Raw genomic sequence first — 17,880 nt, forward strand, 5'->3', positions numbered from 1 at the left:
GGGGTACGCATGACTGACACCGGCCAGGTCCCGGGCGAGGGACTGCCGGAGAACGCAGGCATGGTGGATCAGCCGGGCGTCCTCGCGCCGGGTGCCTACACCTACCTCGACCCCTCCGAGAGCCCCGCCGACGACGACCTGCTCCTCCTGCCGGGCGCGCCCGGGGCCCAGGGAGCGTGGGGCAACGAGGTGCCGCCGCCGGCCCCGATGCCGTTCGTCCACGAGCCGGGTGCGCACGAGGCGGGTCCGCTCGACCCGGGGGTCTATGAGCCTGGTTCGCACGAGCCGGGGGCCTACGAGCCGGGTGCTTATGAGCCGGGTTCGCACGAGCCGGTCGCGCTCGTCCCGGGCGCCTACGAGCCGGGTTCGCATGACGCCGGTTCGCACGAGGCGGGCGCCTACGAGCCCGCCGGACACGAGGCGCTCTCGCACGAGCCGGCTGGGCAGGTGCCTCTCGCGTACGAGCCGGTCGGACACGAGTCCCTACCGCACGAGCCGACCGGACACGAGTCACTCCCGCACGTTCCCGCCGTATCCGAACCCCTTCCGCTTCCGCACGACGCCGTCGGATCCGAGTCCGGCCCGCACGATGCCGCCGGATTCGAGTCCCTCCCGCAGGGGTCGGTACCGCAGGAGTCGGTCCCGCACGAGTCGGTCCCGCACGAGTCGGCCCCGGACGAGCTCGGTCCGCATGAACCCGATCCGCACGAGCCCAGTCCGCATGAACCCGGTCCCCACGAGGCCGCAGGGCGGGACAGCGGTTCGGTGGACCTCACCGCCGTCCGGATGCCGGAGCCCTTGCCGGAGCCCGTCCCGGCCCCGCAGCCGACGCCGCCCCGTCGCCCGCTGCATCTCGGCCCGCCGACCCCGGACGGCTCGTCGAGCCCGGTGCGTTCGCTCGCCGACCGCGGCCCCGCGGGCGCGCGGGTGAGCCCCGCGGCCGTGTACACCGCCCCGGTGGTGCCCGCACGCCACGCCGGTCCGCCGACCGCCGGACCCGAGTACCTCGACGTCCAACAGCTCTCCGAGAACCCGCCGCGGGGCGCGATGCCATGGGGGGCTCCTTCGTCCGGCCCGGAAGAGGCCGCAGCAGAAACGGTCGTCCCGGAGGCCGCGCAGGGCCTGGAGTCCGGTCCGGCCCCGGCGTTCGAGCCGGCCGCGGAGGTGGCCGACGGCTCCCCGCAGGCCGAGACGGCTCAGGACGCCCAGGCCCAGGAAGTGGCCGAGGCGGCCCCGGCGTCCACCGAGACGGCCCAGGAACCGGAGGCCGCGCAGTTCTCCGGACCCGTGCAGCTGTTCCCGGTGGCCCAGGACGAGGCCCACGGCGTCGCTCCCGAGGCAGAGGCCGCCCTCGCCGCGGACGGATCGCGGGAGCAGCGTCTCCTCCAGCCGCCCCTCGACGAAACCCCCTTCCCGGAGGCCCCGCACGCCCAGGTCGCCCCGGAGGCCTACGCGTCCGTACCGGCCACCGCACAGACCCCGGACGCCGAGTTCACCGCCCCCGAGCAGAACCCCGTACAGGAGCAGAACCCCGACGGGAACCAGGCACCCGAACAGGACCCGCGCGGAGCGCACGCGACCCCGCGGCAGGCCACCGAACTCACGGTCGTCCCCCAGCCGGCCGGGGCGACCGACGAGGCCCTCCAGGCGCCCTCGTCGGCGACCGGTCCCGTAGTCCACATCCCGGACCACGGAGCCCGGTTCGCGGACACGGGCTCCCACGCCGAGGCCCCGCACTCGCCCGGCCACGGACTTCCGCAGGCCCAGGAGCCCTCCGCGTACGCCGCGCCCGGACTCCCGCACGGCGTCCCGGCAGGTGTCGGCGCGTACGCCCAGGCCCCGCACACCGCTGTGGGCCAGGCGCAGGGCGAGCACTTCCCGGCCGCCCCCGGCGACGTGTCCGAACTCCCGGGCGCCCCCCTCGAACCCCACGCGAACCACTCCCTGGGCCAGTTCGTGCCGGTGGAGGGCACGGTGCCGACGACTCCGCACCTCGCCCCGACCCCGCCGCACGCCATGACGGTGCCGCCGTTCCCGACGGAGGAGCAGCACCCGGCCGAGGAGCCCGCCGCGGAGAACCCGCAGGTCCCCCTCGTCGAGTCCGAACTCGTGGAAACCGAGTTCGTCGCCCCCGTGCCCGCGCCCCGCGAGGCGGCGCCGACGGAGGCCGAAGCGGAGGCGCAGGCACCCTCCGGGCCGGAGCCGCTCCCGGCGGCCGTCGAGGCCGTGGTCGCACAGCAAGCGGACGACCTGGACACTCAGGGCGCCGACCAGGAAGAGAGCACGGCCGCAGTGGCAGACGTACGAGAGTCCACCGGCCCGGCGGCACCCGGCTACGACGACGCCGAGCGCGAGGCCGTCCTGCGGGTGATGCGCGAGCGGCGCGACATCCGCAACGGCTTCCGCAGCGACCCCATCCCGCACGACGTGCTGCTCCGCGTCCTGGAGGCGGCCCACACCGCACCGTCCGTCGGACACTCCCAGCCCTGGGACTTCGTGGTGATCCGCTCGGCGGACACCCGGCGTTCGATGCACGAACTCGCGGCCCGCCAGCGCGAGGCGTACGCGAAGTCGCTGCCCAAGGGCCGGGCAAAGCAGTTCAAGGAACTCAAGATCGAGGCCATCCTCGACACCCCGGTGAACATCGTCGTCACCGCCGACCCGACCCGCGGCGGCCGCCACACCCTGGGCCGCCACACGCAGCCGCAGATGGCCCCGTACTCCTCCGCGCTCGCGGTGGAGAACCTCTGGCTCGCGGCCCGCGCCGAGGGTCTCGGCGTCGGCTGGGTCAGCTTCTTCGACGAGCGCGAGATGGTCCGCGCGCTGGGCCTCCCCGAGCACCTGGAGGTCGTCGCCTACCTCTGCGTCGGCTACGTCGACGAGTTCCCGGACGAGCCCGAGCTGATGCAGGCCGGCTGGTCCAAGCGCCGCCCGCTCTCCTGGGTCGTCCACGAGGAGACGTACGGCCGTCGCGCGCTGCCCGGCGAGGAGCCGCACGACCTGCTCGCCGAGACCATCTCCAACATCCGTCCGCTGGACGCCAAGGCGCTCGGCGAGGCCTGGGAACGCCAGAAGCGGATGACCAAGCCCGCCGGCGCCCTCGGCATGCTGGAGATCATCTCCGCGCAGCTCTCGGGCCTGTCCCGGATGTGCCCGCCGCCGATCCCGGAACCCGCCGCGGTCGCGATCTTCGCCGGTGACCACGGAGTGCACGCCCAGGGCGTCACCCACTGGCCGCAGGAGGTCACCGCCCAGATGGTGGCCAACTTCCTCGGCGGCGGCGCGGTCTGCAACGCGTTCGCCAACCAGGTCGGCGCCGAGGTCTGCGTGATCGACGTGGGCGTCGCCTCCGACCTCCCGGCGACGCCGGGCCTGCTGCCGCGCAAGATCCGCGCCGGCACCGCCGACATGACGACCGGCCCCGCGCTGACCCGCGAGGAGGTCGTCGCGGCCATCGAGGTGGGCATCGAGACGGCCCGCGACCTGGTGGCGGCGGGCAACAAGGCCCTGCTGACCGGTGAGATGGGCATCGCCAACACCACCGCGTCGGCCGCCCTCATCTCGGTCTTCACGGGCACCGACCCGTCCGAGGTGACCGGCCGCGGCACGGGCATCAACGACGAGATGCTCGCCCGCAAGACCGAGGTCGTACGCCGGGCCATCGACCTCCACCAGCCGGACCCCGCCGACCCCATCGGCGTCCTCGCGGCCATCGGCGGCCTCGAACACGCGGCCATGGTCGGCCTCCTCCTCGGCGGCGCGTCCCTGCGTACGCCGGTGATCCTCGACGGCGTCAGCGCCGGAGCCGCGGCACTCGTGGCCCGCGCCATCGCCCCCGAGGTCCTCGCCGCCTGCATCGCCGGCCACCGCAGCGCCGAGCCCGGCCATGTGGCCGCCCTGAACAAGCTGGGTCTGCGCCCCCTGGTCGACCTCGACCTGCGCCTCGGCGAGGGCACCGGCGCACTGCTGGCGCTCCCGGTGGTGCAGAGCGCGGCACGGGCGATGCACGAGGTGGCGACGTTCGACTCCGCCGGGGTGACCGAGAAGTAGTCGCAGCGGCGAGGGCCCGGGGCGCAGGCCTCGGTTCGAGGAAGGGGCGGCCCCCGGGCGGCCCTGGGAAAGGAACCCCCTCGGTCGCCGCCGTATCGTGGACCCGAACCCGGAAACAGCACGTCAAGGCCGCTTCAGCCCAGCACGGCGGCCCCGCAGGAGGAGCCGTACCGCCATGGCCGAACACCCCGCCTACCCCGTAGGCCTCCGCCTCACCGGCCGCCGCGTGGTGGTGCTCGGCGGTGGCCAGGTGGCCCAACGTCGCCTCCCGGCGCTCATCGCGGCGGGCGCGGACGTCCACCTCGTGTCCCCGGAGGCCACTCCCTCCGTGGAGGCGATGGCGGACGCGGGTGAGATCACCTGGACGAGGCGCCAGTACGAGGACGGCGACCTGGCGGACACCTGGTACGCCCTGATCGCGACCAGCGACCACGAGGCGAACTCCCGGGCCTCCGCCGAGGCTGAACGCCACCGGACCTGGTGCGTCCGCTCCGACGACGCCGACGCGGCGACGGCGTGGACCCCGGCCACCGGCCACAGCGAGGGCGTCACGGTCGCGGTCCTCACGACCGACGCCCGGGGCCGCGACCCACGGCACACCGCCGCGATCCGCGACGCGGTGGTCGAGGGTCTCCGCGACGGCACCCTGGTGGCCCCCCACTACCGCACCCGCACTCCCGGAGTCGCGCTGGTCGGCGGCGGCCCCGGCGACCCGGACCTGATCACGGTCCGCGGCCGCCGGCTCCTCGCCGAGGCGGACGTCGTCATCGCCGACCGGCTCGGTCCGCGCGACCTGCTCGCCGAACTCCCGCCGCACGTCGAGGTGATCGACGCGGCGAAGATCCCGTACGGCCGTTACATGGCCCAGGAGGCCATCAACAACGCGCTGATCGAACACGCCAAGCAGGGCAAGTCGGTGGTCCGGCTGAAGGGCGGCGACCCCTTCGTCTTCGGCCGCGGCATGGAGGAGGCCCAGGCCCTCGCCGAAGCCGGCATCGCCTGCACGGTGGTCCCCGGCATCTCCAGCTCGGTCTCCGTGCCGGGCGCCGCGGGTATCCCGGTCACCCACCGCGGGGTCGCCCACGAGTTCACGGTCGTCAGCGGCCATGTCGCCCCCGACGACGAACGCTCCCTCGTCGACTGGCGGTCCCTCGGCCGACTGCGCGGCACGCTGGTCGTCCTCATGGGCGTCGACAAGATCGGCGCCATCGCCCGCACGCTCATGGACAACGGCAAGGCGGCCGACACCCCTGTCGCCCTGGTCCAGGAGGGCACCACGGCGGCCCAGCGCCGCGTCGACGCGACCCTGGAGACGGTCGCGGAGACCGTACGCACGGAGGACGTCAGGCCCCCGGCGGTCATCGTGATCGGCGAGGTCGTCAACGTCGGCCCAGGGGACCTCAGGCGATGACCCGCGGGAACCTCGGGCGACAGCCCTCGGGAACCCCAGCAGCAACCCCCGGGAGCCCCAAGCAGTAACTCCCGGGAACCCCAAGCAGTAACCCCCGGTAACGCAACACCTTCCCAGCCGTTGGCACCGCACCCAGGACAAGGCAGTATCACCCTGTGGCCGATCTCATCACCGTCGAGGACCCCGCCGACCCCCGTCTGCGCGACTACACGGGCCTGACCGACGTGGAACTGCGCCGCAAGCGCGAACCCGCCGAGGGCCTGTTCATCGCCGAGGGCGAGAAGGTCATCAGACGGGCCAAGGACGCCGGGTACGAGATGCGCTCGATGCTGCTCTCCGCCAAGTGGGTCGACGTCATGCGCGACGTCATCGACGAACTGCCCGCCCCGGTGTACGCGGTCAGCCCGGAGCTCGCCGAACAGGTCACCGGCTACCACGTGCACCGCGGCGCCCTCGCCTCCATGCAGCGCAAGCCGCTCCCGACCGCCGACGAACTCCTGGGGACCGCGCGCCGCGTGGTCGTCATGGAGTCGGTCAACGACCACACCAACATCGGCGCGATCTTCCGCTCCGCGGCCGCCCTCGGCATGGACGCGGTCCTGCTCTCCCCGGACTGCGCCGACCCGCTCTACCGCCGCAGCGTGAAGGTCTCCATGGGCGCCGTCTTCGCGGTCCCCTACGCCCGTCTCGACGCCTGGCCCAAGAGCCTGGAGTCCCTCCGCGACGCCGGCTTCGACCTCCTCGCCCTCACTCCCGACGAGAAGGCCAGGTCCCTCGACGAGGCGGCCCCGCACCGCATGGACCGCGTCGCGCTGATGCTCGGCGCGGAGGGCGACGGCCTCTCCACGAAGGCCCTGATGGCGGCCGACGAGTGGGTCCGCATCCCGATGGCCCACGGCGTCGACTCGCTCAACGTGGGCGCGGCGGCTGCGGTCGCCTTCTACGCCGTGGCGACCGGCCGCCCCGTCGCCTAGCCGGTCCGCCGGCCGATCCTCCGGCCGGTCCTCGAATCAGCCCCGGGAGCCGGGCAGTTCCTCGGGCACGGACTTGTAGGGCAGTGACTGCCGTACGTCGTCGCGTACGTGATGGTCGTCCTCAAGGCTCCGCGCCGGGCCCTGACAGCCCTGTGCCACCGCGATCCCCAGCGCGACCAGCAGGGTCACCACCACGAAGACGAAGAGCCGCTGACGCAGCAGCCGCGGGTTGGCGGGCCGCCTGCCGGTACCGGTGGTCCGGGGACCCGGACGCCCCGTGCCGCTGCGGGGCGCGGGCCTGCTGCCGGAGCGACCGGTGTTCCGCGAGGGAGCCGGACGCGCCCCCGACCTCGGGCCGACGCCGCCGTTGGTTCCGCCCGTCCGCGGCGGGGGAGTGCCCTGCGGACGCCGCTGGGTGCGCTGCTCGGCGTACTGCTCAGCGAGCCGCCCCGTCGGCCTGTCGGGATCGGTGCGCGGCGCGGGCGGCCGGACATCGGCAAGACCCTGCGTCTCGCGGGCCGCGATCTCCTTGAGCCGCAGCGACAGTTGGAGCGTGCTGGGCCGCTCCTGAGGATCCTTCGCCAGACAGGCGCGCACGAGAGGGGCCAGCGAGTCCGGTACGCCGTGCAGTTGGGGCTCCTCGTGCACGACCCGGTAGAGCATCACCTCGGAACTGCCGTGTCCGAAGGGGGAGTCCTGCGTCGCGGCGTACGCGAGCGTGGCCCCCAGCGCGAACACGTCCGTCGCCGGGGTGACGGTGGCCCCGCGCACCTGCTCGGGCGCGAGGAAGCCGGGCGACCCGACCGCCGTTCCGACGTGCGTGAGCGTGCTCGCGCCCGTCGCCCAGGCGATCCCGAAGTCGATGATCCGGGGCCCCTTCGGGGACAGCAGGATGTTGGACGGCTTGAGATCCCGGTGCACGACACCGGCCTCGTGCACCGCGAGGAGCCCCTCGGACAGGGCGGCGCCCACCGCGGCCACGTCGGCGGCGGCCAGCGGCCCCTCCTCGGCGACCTTGTCGTGCAGGGAGGGCCCGGGAACGTACTGCGTGGCGAACCAGGGACGCTCCGCCTCCAGATCCGCCGCGACGAGCCGCGCCGTGCACCCGCCGCGGATCCGCCGCGCGGCCGAGACCTCGCGCGCGAACCGCGACCTGAACTCCTGGTCCTCCGCCAGATCGGGCCGGATCACCTTCAGGGCGACCCGCTGCCCACGCCGGTCGGAGCCCAGGTAGACCACGCCCATCCCACCCGCGCCGAGCCGTCTGTGAAGCCTGAACGAGCCGACGACACGCGGGTCCTCGCGCCTCAGGCGCATCATCGCCATGTCCATCCCCGCTGCCCGGTCCGTTTGACGAGCCACAGCTTACGTTTACGCGGCCGGTGGCGCGCAGAGGCCGCGCCCTCTCGGCCCGATCGATTGTCAGTGCCGGGTGGGAAACTTGAAAGGTGGTCAGGGAGCGTGCGAACAGTACGGCTTTGGGCCGGCTGTGATCCCAACCATCCGTCACAGAAGGGGGATTGAACCCGTGAAGGGTGACCGAGTGGAGATAGTCGTGGACGCCGGGGACACGACGAGGACGTACGAGGTGGTGGCCAGCAGGGCGGGCCGCAGGGTGGAGACAGCGGTGCGCCGAGGGGTCGTGGAAGTGAGCGAAGTCACCCGAAGCGGATCAGTGGTGCGTACCGCCCGCTTCATGGCGACCCGCGTCCTGGCGTTGGTCGAGCAGCCGGTCCCCAGGGAAGACAGCTCGGAACAGTCGGGCTAGCCCGGGGCAGACCGGACACCCCCTCCGGGAAGACCCTGACGCCCAGGACCTCGTCTCCACCCAGGGGAGTAGTCCGCAGGTCATCGGTCATCCTCCGGGAGGCCCGCCAATCGGTACGAGGGCATGACGACCCATCGGTGCCGCGCCCCTAGATTTGAAGTCAAGCGGCGGGTGCAGCACTCGTCCCCCGAGGTCAGACACTCGCCGCTGCCAACCACAACAGAAGCTCGGTCAGGAGAGGACCATGGCCCACACGGCATCGCGGACAGTGATCCGCACGCAGGGACGCAGGGCATTCACCGCCGCGTTCGGCACCAGCCGCCAGGGCCAGCGCCACCCACTGGTGGCGACAGCGATGGTCCTCCCCCTGGCGGCCCTGCTCGTGGTCGTCTTCGGCGGCTGGGAAGCGGTGGTCACACAAGCGTCGTCCGTGGGCGTGATGCTGGGGCGCTGAGCGGCGCCCCAGGCCCGGAAGAGCGGTCCGGGCGGGGACATCCGGCCATGAAACCCCGTGGGGACGGGGGTGCGGCGGACGGCAAGAAACGCCCGCGCAGCTGGGGAGCTGCGCGGGCGTTGCCGTTCTTGAATTGATGGTCGCGGTTCAGGCCTCTTCGGTGCCTGCGTACGCTCACTGGGAACCGTAAGTACTCGCAGGGGGACTGGTGACCGCAGACGTGCTTACCGCGCTGACGGCCAAGGCGCGGGGCGCGGCTCACTCCGAGGGGGTGTGCTCGCATCCCGACACCGTCCTTGCCGACCGGCAGGACGGGACCGTTGTCCGGCACGGTGGCACCGTTGCCAAGGCGCACGCGCCGGGTACGGACCCGGGGGAGCTCTCCCGTCGGCTGGCGGTGGCCGCGGACCCCGCGCTCGCGGGCACCCTCCTCGCGCCGCTGCGCCCGGCGCCCGTCGACCTCCACGGCCGCCTGGTGACCTTCTGGCCGTACGGCGGTCCCGTCGACCCGGAGAATCCCGCGGCGGCCCCCTGGGAGGCCGCCGCGACGCTGCTGGCCCGTCTGCACCGGGCGCCCGCGCCGGACGGGCTGCCGCCCATGCGGGGCCCCGTCAAGGCGGCCCGCGCGGTAGCCCGGCTCAGGGCGGCGGGCCCGCACCCGGCGGCCGCCCCGGTCCTGCGCGCGTGGGCCGGCCTTCCGGCCTGGGCCCGCGCCGAGGCTCCCATGCCGGCCACGGCGACCCTCTGCCACGGCGACCTCCACCTGGGCCAGCTGGTGCGCCGGCCCGCGACGACCGGCCGCTGGCTCCTCATCGACGTCGACGACCTCGGCGTGGGCGTCCCGGCCTGGGACCTGGCCCGCCCGGCCGCCTGGTACGCCTGCGGCCTGCTGCCACCCGAGGACTGGACCCGCTTCCTGACCTCCTACCGGCTCGCCGGCGGCCCGGCCGTGCCCGTCCAGGGCGACCCCTGGCCCGCCCTGGACGTCGCGGCCCGCGCCCTCACCGTGCAGACGGCGGCGCTGGCGATCGCCAAGTCCGCCGCAGCGGAGCGTCCGTTGGACGAGGTGGAGCAGGCCGTGATCGACGCCTGCGACCGAATGAGCGGCGCCCCGCCCGAGTTGGCGAGCGATTTCGCGAAGTAGGGTGCAACCGACGGAAGCCGGGCAGTGTCTGTCCTGGCGGAAGCAGTACCGACGGCGAGGAGTTGAGCCGAGCATGCAGTGTCCGAAGTGCCATGCGCCGATGCACACGTACAACCGCAATGGCGTCCAGATCGAGCAGTGCAGCGGTTGCCGGGGGATATTTCTCGACTACGGCGAGCTGGAGTCGCTGACCCGGATGGAGTCCCAGTGGTCGCAGCCCGCGCCGCCGCCGCCCGGCGCTCCCTACCAGGGCGCGCCCGCGCCGGCCTGGGGCGCCCCGCAGCACGGCGGTCACGGAGGCCACGGCGGGCAGTACGGCGGCCACCACCGCCAGAAGAGCTTCGGCCGCATGCTCTTCTCGTCCTGAGACTCCCGGGGCCCCTCGGGGCCCCGGAACGACGAAACCCCCGGCCGACGAATCGGCTGGGGGTTTCGGCTGGTGCGCGATACTGGGATTGAACCAGTGACCTCTTCCGTGTCAGGGAAGCGCTCTCCCGCTGAGCTAATCGCGCAGGTCACGGGGCCGGGGCCACGCTCACTGCCGTACTGCGTGCGCGATACTGGGATTGAACCAGTGACCTCTTCCGTGTCAGGGAAGCGCTCTCCCGCTGAGCTAATCGCGCGGGGATCCTCGCGGACCGAGTCCTTGCGGACCAGTGGACGATACTGGGATTGAACCAGTGACCTCTTCCGTGTCAGGGAAGCGCTCTCCCGCTGAGCTAATCGTCCTTGGAGGTGGAGACGGGATTTGAACCCGTGTAGACGGCTTTGCAGGCCGTTGCCTCGCCTCTCGGCCACTCCACCAGGAGTGCGGGGGTTCGAGTGGAGCCCCCACGTCCTGCGAGCGGACGACCAGGTTCGAACTGGCGACCTCAACCTTGGCAAGGTTGCGCTCTACCAACTGAGCTACGTCCGCTTGTCGTTTCCGTTCCGCTTGCGCGTCGCGGCGACGAGTTGAACTCTAGCGGATTCCGGGGCCAGCACAAAAACGCGTTTGTGCAGCGTGCTGCGGTACGTCCACTCCAAGGACACGGCCGGGGCACCCGCAGGTCACCCACCCTAGACTCGACCGTGTGCCCGACCTCCCTCCTCTCGCCCGCTTCGGCGGCCTCGTCGCGACCGGTCTCACCGATGTGACCAGCGACCCGTCGGCCCTGGACTCCGCCGGCTTCTGGGCCGTGTCCGCCGACTTCGAGGGCCGGCTGGTCTGCGCCCGTTTCCAGGACGTACGTGAGGAGCCCGTACCGGCGCCGGTGCCCGGACGGTGGCACGGCCCGGCGACCGGTGACTGGAAGTCGTCGCTCGACCGCGCCGCGTACACGGAGGGTGTGCGGCGTATCCGCGCGCACATAGCGGCGGGTGAGGTCTATCAGGCCAATCTCTGCCGCGTGCTGTCGGCGCCCGTCGCCCCCGACGCGGACGTGGACGCCCTCACCGCCCTGCTCGCGCGCGGCAACCCGGCGCCGTACGCCGGAACGATCCGGCTGCCCGGCCATGGCGTCGAGACCGCCACCGCGTCCCCCGAACTCTTCCTGCGCCGCGCGGGCCGGACCGTCGAGTCGGGCCCCATCAAGGGCACCGGACGCACCGAGGCGGACCTGCTGGAGAAGGACTACGCCGAGAACGTGATGATCGTGGACCTGGTCCGCAACGACCTCGGCAAGGTCTGCGCCACCGGCAGCGTCACCGTCCCCGACCTGTGCGTCGTCGAGAAGCACCCGGGGCTGGTCCACCTCGTCTCCACCGTGCGCGGCGAACTGCGCGAGGACGCGGGCTGGCCGGAACTCCTCGGCGCCGCCTTCCCGCCCGGCTCCGTCACCGGAGCCCCCAAGTCCAGCGCCCTGCGGATCATCGACGCCCTGGAGACCGCGCCGCGCGGCCCGTACTGCGGAGGCATCGGCTGGGTGGACGCCGACCGCGGCACCGCGGAACTCGCGGTCGGCATCCGCACCTTCTGGATCGACCGGGCGGCGGGGATGCTGCGGTTCGGCACGGGCGCGGGCATCACCTGGGGCTCCGACCCGGAGGGGGAGTGGCGGGAGACCGAGCTGAAGGCCGCCAGGCTCCTCGCGGTAGCGTCGGGGGAGTACGAGGCAGGTGGGGGGCCCTGACCTGCGGTGTCCCGGGGGACGCCGCAGCCGGCAGCGGCTCCGCCGCGGGCCGGACCCCGGCCGGACATCACGTCGAACGACGGACCCGGCACTTTCCAGCGAGGTGAAATCCAGTGAAGCTCTGGCTCGACGGCGGGCTCAAGGACATCGAGACGGCCCGTGTCTCCGTGTTCGACCACGGACTGACCGTGGGCGACGGCATCTTCGAGACCGTGAAGGCGGTCGACGGGCGGCCCTTCGCGCTGACCCGCCACCTCGACCGGCTGACCCGCTCGGCGCGCGGCCTCGGGCTGCCCGAGCCGGACCTCGACGAGGTGCGCCGCGCCTGCGCCGCCGTCCTGGAGGCCAACCCCATGCCGCTGGGGCGGCTGCGGATCACCTACACCGGTGGCCACGGCCCGCTCGGCTCCGACCGCGGGGAGCACGGCCCGACCCTGGTCGCCGCGCTCGGCGAGTCCGGCAGGCGACCCGACTCCACCGCCGTGATCACCGTCCCCTGGACCCGCAACGAGCGCGGCGCCCTCACCGGCCTGAAGACCACCTCGTACGCCGAGAACGTCGTCGCCCTGGCACGGGCGCGCGAACACGGCGCGTCCGAGGCGCTGTTCGCCAACACGGTGGGCCAGTTGTGCGAGGGCACGGGTTCGAACGTCTTCGTCGTCCTGGACGGCGAGCTGCACACCCCACCGGTCGCCTCCGGCTGTCTCGCCGGCATCACGCGCGCGCTGACCGTCGAGTGGACGGGCGCCAAGGAGACCGACCTGCCGCTGGACGTCCTGGAGTCCGCCGAGGAGATCTTCCTGACCTCCACGCTGCGTGACGTACAGGCCGTGCGGCGGGTCGACACCCGTGAACTCCCCGGCGCGCCGGGCCCGGTGACCGCCAAGGCCATGCGGATCTTCGACGAGCGGGCCGGGAACGACCTCGACCCGTAGACCGGCCCCGGCGCCGAAACCGGGATGACGGCAGGCCGCGGGGCGGGTACAACACCTCTGATGACCACCACCCTGCGGCCGACCGAGCCGCTCCAGCACGCAGCCGACGGGACCCGTTCGCGCCACTACCACGTGTGCGTGAACAGCCGTCCCGTGGGCGTCATACACCTCGCGTCGCACTCCGGCCTCGGGCCGGCCGTCGCCCAGATCCGCGAGCTCCGCATCGAGGAGGCGGACCGCGGTCGCGGCCGGGGCACGGTGGCCGCGCTCGCCGCGGAGGAGGTGGCACGCGGCTGGGGCTGCGCGCGCATCGAGACCTCGGTCCCGGCCGACGCCGCGGCCGGACTCCGGCTCACCGAGGCGCTCGGATACGTCACCCGCAACCGCTACATGGAGAAGGCACTCGGCGAACTCCCGCCCGAACTGCCCGCGGGCAGCGACGTCCGCCCCATGACGCAGGCGGAGTACGGGCCCTGGGACCGGCAGGCCAGGGAGGGGTACGCGCGGGACTGGATCCGCCGCGGAGTTCCCGAGGCCGAGGCGTACGCCAAGTCGCACCGGGACCACGACCAGTTGCTGCCGCGGGGACTCGCCACCGAGGACATGCTGATCAGCGTCCTGGAACACGAGGGCGAGGTGGTCGGCGACGTCTGGCTGGCGAAGCGCGCGGACAGCGTCTTCGTCTACAACGTCGAGACCCGCGCCGCTCATCGCGGCAAGGGACACGGCCGTACGCTCATGCTGCTGGCCGAGGCCCAGGGTGCCGCGGCCGCAAGGAGCCGCATCGCGCTCAACGTCTTCGCCGGCAACACCCCCGCCGAGCGGCTCTACGAGTCACTCGGCTACGAGACGACGACGCACCACCTCTACAAGAGCCTGCTGTAGTACGAGGTGGCGGCGGCACGGGACCGGCGCAAGGGCTACACCCCTTCGGCCAGCAGGCGGTCGGCGATCTCCTGGACGCGTTCGCGCAGGCCCTGCTGGCTCTTGCCGCCGTCGAGACGTTCGCCGCCGATGACGTACGTCGGGGTGCCCGTCACACCGATGGCCTTGCCCTCGGCCTGGTCGGCGTCGACGATCAGGATGTGCCGGCCGTCGATCAGCGCGGTGTCGAACTCCTCGGCGTCGAGCCCGAGTTCACGGGCGACCTCGATGAGGAAGGGTTCGCCCGCGCGGTTCAGCTCCTCGACACGGCCGAGCACCGCCTCGATGTACGGCCACCCCTGCCCCTGCTCGGCCGCCTCCTCGGCGGCCTGCGCCGCGGCGAACGCGTGCTTGTGCTTCTCCAGCGGGAAGTGCCGCAGGCGCAGCTCAAGACGATCGCCGTAGCGGGCACGCAGCGCGCGCAGGTCGTCGAGGGCGCTGCGGCAGTCCGGGCACTGGAGTTCGCACCAGACGTCCAAAACGACGGCCGGGCGCGCGGATGAGGAGTCGTTCATGGACACCAGTCTCCCAGCCGCGGCGCGGGCACCCCAACCGGGACCGACGGGTGGAGGCGTCTCCACCTCGTGACGGGCCCTGGGGAGGAGCCCGACCCCGAGATGTCCCTGAGGTCCGCCCAGGGCATGGCACACCGGACGTCGGACGGTGCAGGATGGATGGGGACGAACCAACCGACCCCGCCCCACCCAGCCCCTGCCTGGAGGACCGGATGATTGCCGAGACCGTCTGTTCCGCCGTCTCCGCCGCCGGCCTGGGTATCGCCGCGGTCACCGCCTACCGCAGGCGTTTCCTGGCGGCCACGCGCATCGCCGCCTACTCTCTGGTGCCGGTCGGCCTGGTGATGACCGGGATCGTCGCCTGGGTGGCCGACACCGCGTTCAGCCCCAGCGCGTGGGCGGGCTTCGTCGTGCTCGGCGGCGCCTGGCTGCTGTTCATGATCACCCGGGTCGTGGAGCGCCGCGGCGGTGGTACGCGCAAGGAGCGCAGGGCGGCCCGTGCCGCACGGCGCGAGGCGGTGGCCCCCGCGGCCTCGGCACCCTCGCTGGGCCCGGCCACCCGGCCCGCCGCCCGACCGGCCGGCCGACAGGCCGCCACACCTCGTGCCACCGGATCGGGAGACGACTTCAGCGACATCGAGGCCATCCTGAAGAAGCACGGCATATGACCTGGCTATGACCGACTGAAACGACACAGAGATCTCACAGAGCGCGCCCAACCGATCACGTTCGAGCGTCGTCATCACGTGATCCGGCGAACTCCCGTGTTTTCTGGGCGTGTTGATCGCTAAGAGGGTCTTCCCTGCGTCATCATCGCCCGCGAGATGCTGGACACAACACAGAGCGACACCGCCGCTCCGCCAGAGGAGCGGCGAGGTTGTCTCTTCGCACTTTCCCAGCCACCGCTGATGATCTTCCTAGCGGTGATCGGCTGTCTCCTGCTCATGGCTTCGCTGCACGACCTGCTGCTGCTCTGAGCCGTACACGGAGCCCCTGGCGCCACCCGCCGAGGGCTCCGTCAACCCGCCGCTTCCGTGGACCGGACCCGCGGGGTACGCCCGTCAGCCCGCCGCCTCCTTGCGGCGCGCGCGGTAGGCGGCCACGTGGAGGCGGTTCCCGCAGGTGCGGCTGTCGCAGTAGCGGCGGGAGCGGTTGCGGGACAGGTCGACGAAGGCGCGTCGGCAGTCGGGCGCCTCGCACCGGCGCAGCCTCTCCTGCTCCCCGGCGACCACGAAGAAGGCCAGCGCCATCCCGCAGTCGGCCGCGAGGTGGTCGGCGATCGAGGCGCCGGGCGCGAAGTAGTGCACGTGCCAGTCGTAGCCGTCGTGGTCCGTGAGCCGCGGTGTGGTGCCGGCCGCGGCGACCAGCTCGTTTATGAGACCCGCGGCGACCCGCGGATCACCGGCCGCGAAGATCCGGGCGAACCTGCCGCGAACCTTGTGCACGGCCGAGAGGTCGTACTCCGACAGCTCCCCGATATCGCTGATCTCGTGCTTTCGTACGAAATCCGCGAGGGAGGCGACGTTCGCGAGCCCGTCACCGGTGGTGTGGTCCTCCGGCGCGGTGTTCACCAGATCGACCACGGCGTCGAGGGCACACCGGGTGTCGTGGGTGATCAGCACGTTTCGCTCCCTGGCCTGGGGGTCGGGCCGACGCCCGCCCGTGCTGGCCGATGGTAGTGGCTTCGCGGCGCGGGGGAGCGGGGCCTGTCCGGCAGGGACGCGGTCAGGGGCGACCGGACGGACGGCGTGAGGCGCCCGGAGGCCCGGCGGGCACGCGCACCGGCGCCGCCTCCGCGATGATCCGCGGTGACGGCGCCGGTGTGTGCGCTATGCGGTTGTCCAGGCCCGAGCCGTCTCCCCGAGTGGACGGCGCCGGGTGGCTCTGAGTGATTCTCGTCAGCTCTCGGCCAGGATGTGTGAGAGCTCCGTGTCGAGATCGAAGTGCCGGTGTTCCGTGCCGGGTGGCACGGCGGCGTCCGTTCGCTTCAGGAAGGACTCCAGGGCCCTCGCAGGGGCTTCGAGCAGGGCTTCGCCCTCCGGGGAGCTCAGGGCGATGCATACGACGCCCTGACCGTGGCTCCGGGACGGCCAGACTCGGACGTCGCCGGTACCGGTGGGCCGGTGCAGGCCCTCGGCGAGGAGGTCGCGGGCGAACACCCACTCGACGGTTTCCTCGGCTCCGGTGTGGAAGGTGGCGTGCACGGCGTAGGGATCGGCCGTGTCATACCGCAGTCCTGCGGGTACAGGCAGTGAGGACTCGCTCGACACAACGAGGCGCAGGTGCAGCTCGCAGCTGACCGTGGTGTTCATAAGCGCCAGGGCCTTTCGCTCAGTGTGCGCTCGGGGATTCGCACGTCGGCGAAATCGACATGCCACCTACGGTGCCGTTGTAAACCCCTCTGAGGGTTTTGCGTGCCTTTACGTAACTCATCCGGCCGAGAGCTCGTTCGCCGGATAGGACCATTCCGGTGACTGGTTTCTCTCGGGTAGGGTTTGGCCGTATGAATACGGGGAGTGACGAGCCGGGCGAGATCGCCACGGCTGATGACGAGACGACCGCCGAGCCGGCACTCGGTTCGCGGGCGCCGCATTTCATCAAGGCACGTCGAGCGCTGCATCTGAGCTGGCAGGTGGGCGTTTTCATCGTGGGACTCGCGGTCGTCGGCGCGGGTGTGATCATGCTTCCGCTGCCCGGCCCGGGGTGGCTGGTGATCTTCGGCGGCATGGCGATCTGGGCGACCGAGTTCGTCTGGGCGCAGCTCGTGCTCCGCTGGACGAAACGCAAGGTGACCGAGGCGACACAGCGCGCGCTCGATCCCAAGGTGCGGCGCCGCAACATCATCCTCACGACGATCGGGCTCGTGATCATCGCGGGTCTCGGTGCGGTGTACGTCTGGAAGTTCGGCTTCGAGATGCCGTGGAACATAGAGGAATGACGGTGCGGTCACGGGCCCCTCGGAGGGCCTCCGCCCCGCCTCTCGTGCGGTGCGGGGCACCCTCTGACATGGGGTAATGTTCTCCGTGCGCCCGGGCGATTAGCTCAGCGGGAGAGCGCTTCGTTCACACCGAAGAGGTCACTGGTTCGATCCCAGTATCGCCCACCACCGCGTCAGGCGGCCCATCCCCACGTACGACGTGGACCGGGCCGCCTTCGTCGTTTTCCGGCCAGGGAGCGCGGGCCGTCAGCGGTGCCACTGGGGCGGAGTGGGGCGGGGGAGTCGCCGGGCGGTTCCCGGGCTTGGCTCGGATCGCGTGGCTGCGTCTGCCGAGGCGGGTGACCTGCGGTGGGCGTGGTTCGCGGCGTGGGGTGTCCGAGGTGATCGACGGCCGCGGCGGGTGAGCCCCCGCAGGGCTCTGCTGCTCGGGGGGCCGGCTTCTTGCCTGCCGCCCACTGTGTGCACCGGGTGACGGGGATCCGGCGATCCCGACGCTGGGACCCGCGCGGGGAGATCCGACGCCAGAATTCCCCAGGTGACCTGCAACCCGACGTAATCCTTGCCTGCGGCCTGCGGCCTGCGGCCTGCGGCCTGCGGCCTGCGGCCTGCGGCCTGCGGCCTGCGGCCTGCGGCCTGCGGCCTGCGGCCTGCGGCCT

At 72.4% G+C, this 17,880-nt stretch carries 17 protein-coding genes and 6 tRNA genes; 14 read left to right on the top strand and 9 right to left on the bottom strand.

What is annotated here, in order from left to right:
• Positions 1-9 precede the first annotated feature (9 nt).
• From cobT to ACIP79_RS37580, 3 genes are all read left to right on the top strand, one after another.
• Entirely contained in the window at positions 10-4,050 is a 4,041-nt protein-coding gene (gene cobT, locus ACIP79_RS37570) for a nicotinate-nucleotide--dimethylbenzimidazole phosphoribosyltransferase (RefSeq protein WP_401231163.1), read from the top strand.
• 175 nt (positions 4,051-4,225) lie between these two features.
• On the top strand, positions 4,226-5,461 hold the full coding sequence (cobA, locus tag ACIP79_RS37575) for a uroporphyrinogen-III C-methyltransferase (protein ID WP_401231166.1): 1,236 nt from the start codon (positions 4,226-4,228) through the stop codon (positions 5,459-5,461).
• Between the two features lie 155 nt (positions 5,462-5,616).
• Entirely contained in the window at positions 5,617-6,435 is an 819-nt protein-coding gene (locus ACIP79_RS37580; RefSeq protein ID WP_401231169.1) for a TrmH family RNA methyltransferase, read from the top strand.
• Between the two features lie 36 nt (positions 6,436-6,471).
• Here ACIP79_RS37580 and ACIP79_RS37585 read toward each other — a convergent pair whose 3' ends face one another.
• Positions 6,472-7,767, bottom strand: coding sequence for a serine/threonine-protein kinase (locus tag ACIP79_RS37585; RefSeq protein ID WP_383686386.1), 1,296 nt, complete (start codon positions 7,765-7,767; stop codon positions 6,472-6,474).
• Between the two features lie 196 nt (positions 7,768-7,963).
• Between ACIP79_RS37585 and ACIP79_RS37590 the strand changes: the two genes are divergently transcribed.
• From ACIP79_RS37590 to ACIP79_RS37605, 4 genes are all read left to right on the top strand, one after another.
• Positions 7,964-8,203, top strand: coding sequence for a hypothetical protein (locus tag ACIP79_RS37590; RefSeq protein ID WP_266824867.1), 240 nt, complete (start codon positions 7,964-7,966; stop codon positions 8,201-8,203).
• Between the two features lie 244 nt (positions 8,204-8,447).
• Positions 8,448-8,657, top strand: coding sequence for a hypothetical protein (locus tag ACIP79_RS37595; RefSeq protein WP_401231171.1), 210 nt, complete (start codon positions 8,448-8,450; stop codon positions 8,655-8,657).
• 208 nt (positions 8,658-8,865) lie between these two features.
• Entirely contained in the window at positions 8,866-9,801 is a 936-nt protein-coding gene (locus ACIP79_RS37600; RefSeq protein WP_401231174.1) for a phosphotransferase family protein, read from the top strand.
• A gap of 73 nt (positions 9,802-9,874) precedes the next feature.
• A complete protein-coding gene (locus ACIP79_RS37605) occupies positions 9,875-10,168 on the top strand; it encodes a zf-TFIIB domain-containing protein (RefSeq protein ID WP_399211743.1) in 294 nt (97 codons plus the stop codon).
• 70 nt (positions 10,169-10,238) lie between these two features.
• Here the strand turns inward: ACIP79_RS37605 and ACIP79_RS37610 are convergent.
• The 5 genes from ACIP79_RS37610 to ACIP79_RS37630 all read right to left on the bottom strand — a co-directional run bounded on the left by ACIP79_RS37610 (position 10,239) and on the right by ACIP79_RS37630 (position 10,717).
• Positions 10,239-10,313: transfer RNA gene (locus tag ACIP79_RS37610), tRNA-Val, on the bottom strand.
• Between the two features lie 39 nt (positions 10,314-10,352).
• A tRNA-Val gene (locus tag ACIP79_RS37615) sits at positions 10,353-10,424 on the bottom strand.
• Between the two features lie 34 nt (positions 10,425-10,458).
• Positions 10,459-10,530 (bottom strand) — tRNA-Val (locus ACIP79_RS37620).
• A 1-nt stretch (position 10,531) separates the two neighbouring features.
• Positions 10,532-10,605 (bottom strand) — tRNA-Cys (locus ACIP79_RS37625).
• A gap of 39 nt (positions 10,606-10,644) precedes the next feature.
• Positions 10,645-10,717: transfer RNA gene (locus tag ACIP79_RS37630), tRNA-Gly, on the bottom strand.
• Between the two features lie 157 nt (positions 10,718-10,874).
• Here ACIP79_RS37630 and ACIP79_RS37635 point away from each other — a divergent pair.
• From ACIP79_RS37635 to ACIP79_RS37645, 3 genes are all read left to right on the top strand, one after another.
• Complete coding sequence (locus tag ACIP79_RS37635; protein ID WP_401231177.1) at positions 10,875-11,912, top strand: chorismate-binding protein; 1,038 nt, start codon at positions 10,875-10,877, stop codon at positions 11,910-11,912.
• A gap of 113 nt (positions 11,913-12,025) precedes the next feature.
• Positions 12,026-12,847 (top strand): aminotransferase class IV, encoded by an 822-nt coding sequence (locus ACIP79_RS37640; RefSeq protein WP_401231180.1) that lies wholly within the window; start codon positions 12,026-12,028, stop codon positions 12,845-12,847.
• A 60-nt stretch (positions 12,848-12,907) separates the two neighbouring features.
• Positions 12,908-13,732, top strand: a complete 825-nt coding sequence (locus ACIP79_RS37645) for a GNAT family N-acetyltransferase (RefSeq protein ID WP_401231183.1) — start codon at positions 12,908-12,910, stop codon at positions 13,730-13,732.
• A 35-nt stretch (positions 13,733-13,767) separates the two neighbouring features.
• Here the strand turns inward: ACIP79_RS37645 and ACIP79_RS37650 are convergent, their stop codons facing one another.
• Entirely contained in the window at positions 13,768-14,286 is a 519-nt protein-coding gene (locus ACIP79_RS37650) for a DsbA family protein (protein ID WP_401231186.1), read from the bottom strand.
• A 212-nt stretch (positions 14,287-14,498) separates the two neighbouring features.
• Here ACIP79_RS37650 and ACIP79_RS37655 point away from each other — a divergent pair, with 212 nt between their 5' ends.
• Positions 14,499-14,954 carry a hypothetical protein gene (locus ACIP79_RS37655; protein ID WP_401231189.1) on the top strand — a complete coding sequence of 152 codons (456 nt, stop codon included), beginning with the start codon at positions 14,499-14,501 and terminating at the stop codon, positions 14,952-14,954.
• 156 nt (positions 14,955-15,110) lie between these two features.
• On the top strand, positions 15,111-15,263 hold the full coding sequence (locus ACIP79_RS37660; protein WP_010988207.1) for a hypothetical protein: 153 nt from the start codon (positions 15,111-15,113) through the stop codon (positions 15,261-15,263).
• A gap of 84 nt (positions 15,264-15,347) precedes the next feature.
• On the opposite strand, the gene ACIP79_RS37665 is transcribed toward ACIP79_RS37660, so the two are convergent.
• Both ACIP79_RS37665 and ACIP79_RS37670 read right to left on the bottom strand, forming a co-directional pair.
• Positions 15,348-15,908 (bottom strand): CGNR zinc finger domain-containing protein, encoded by a 561-nt coding sequence (locus tag ACIP79_RS37665; protein WP_387186835.1) that lies wholly within the window; start codon positions 15,906-15,908, stop codon positions 15,348-15,350.
• A gap of 276 nt (positions 15,909-16,184) precedes the next feature.
• Positions 16,185-16,598 (bottom strand): SsgA family sporulation/cell division regulator, encoded by a 414-nt coding sequence (locus ACIP79_RS37670; protein ID WP_003959770.1) that lies wholly within the window; start codon positions 16,596-16,598, stop codon positions 16,185-16,187.
• 191 nt (positions 16,599-16,789) lie between these two features.
• On the opposite strand from ACIP79_RS37670, the gene ACIP79_RS37675 reads away from it, so the two are divergent.
• Together ACIP79_RS37675 and ACIP79_RS37680 are read left to right on the top strand one after the other, a co-directional pair.
• Positions 16,790-17,224 (top strand): TIGR02611 family protein, encoded by a 435-nt coding sequence (locus tag ACIP79_RS37675; protein WP_401231193.1) that lies wholly within the window; start codon positions 16,790-16,792, stop codon positions 17,222-17,224.
• A gap of 93 nt (positions 17,225-17,317) precedes the next feature.
• Positions 17,318-17,392 (top strand) — tRNA-Val (locus tag ACIP79_RS37680).
• Positions 17,393-17,880 lie beyond the last annotated feature (488 nt).

Origin of the sequence: Streptomyces sp. NPDC088747 (genome assembly GCF_044751025.1) — a bacterium.
Taxonomy (GTDB): domain Bacteria; phylum Actinomycetota; class Actinomycetes; order Streptomycetales; family Streptomycetaceae; genus Streptomyces.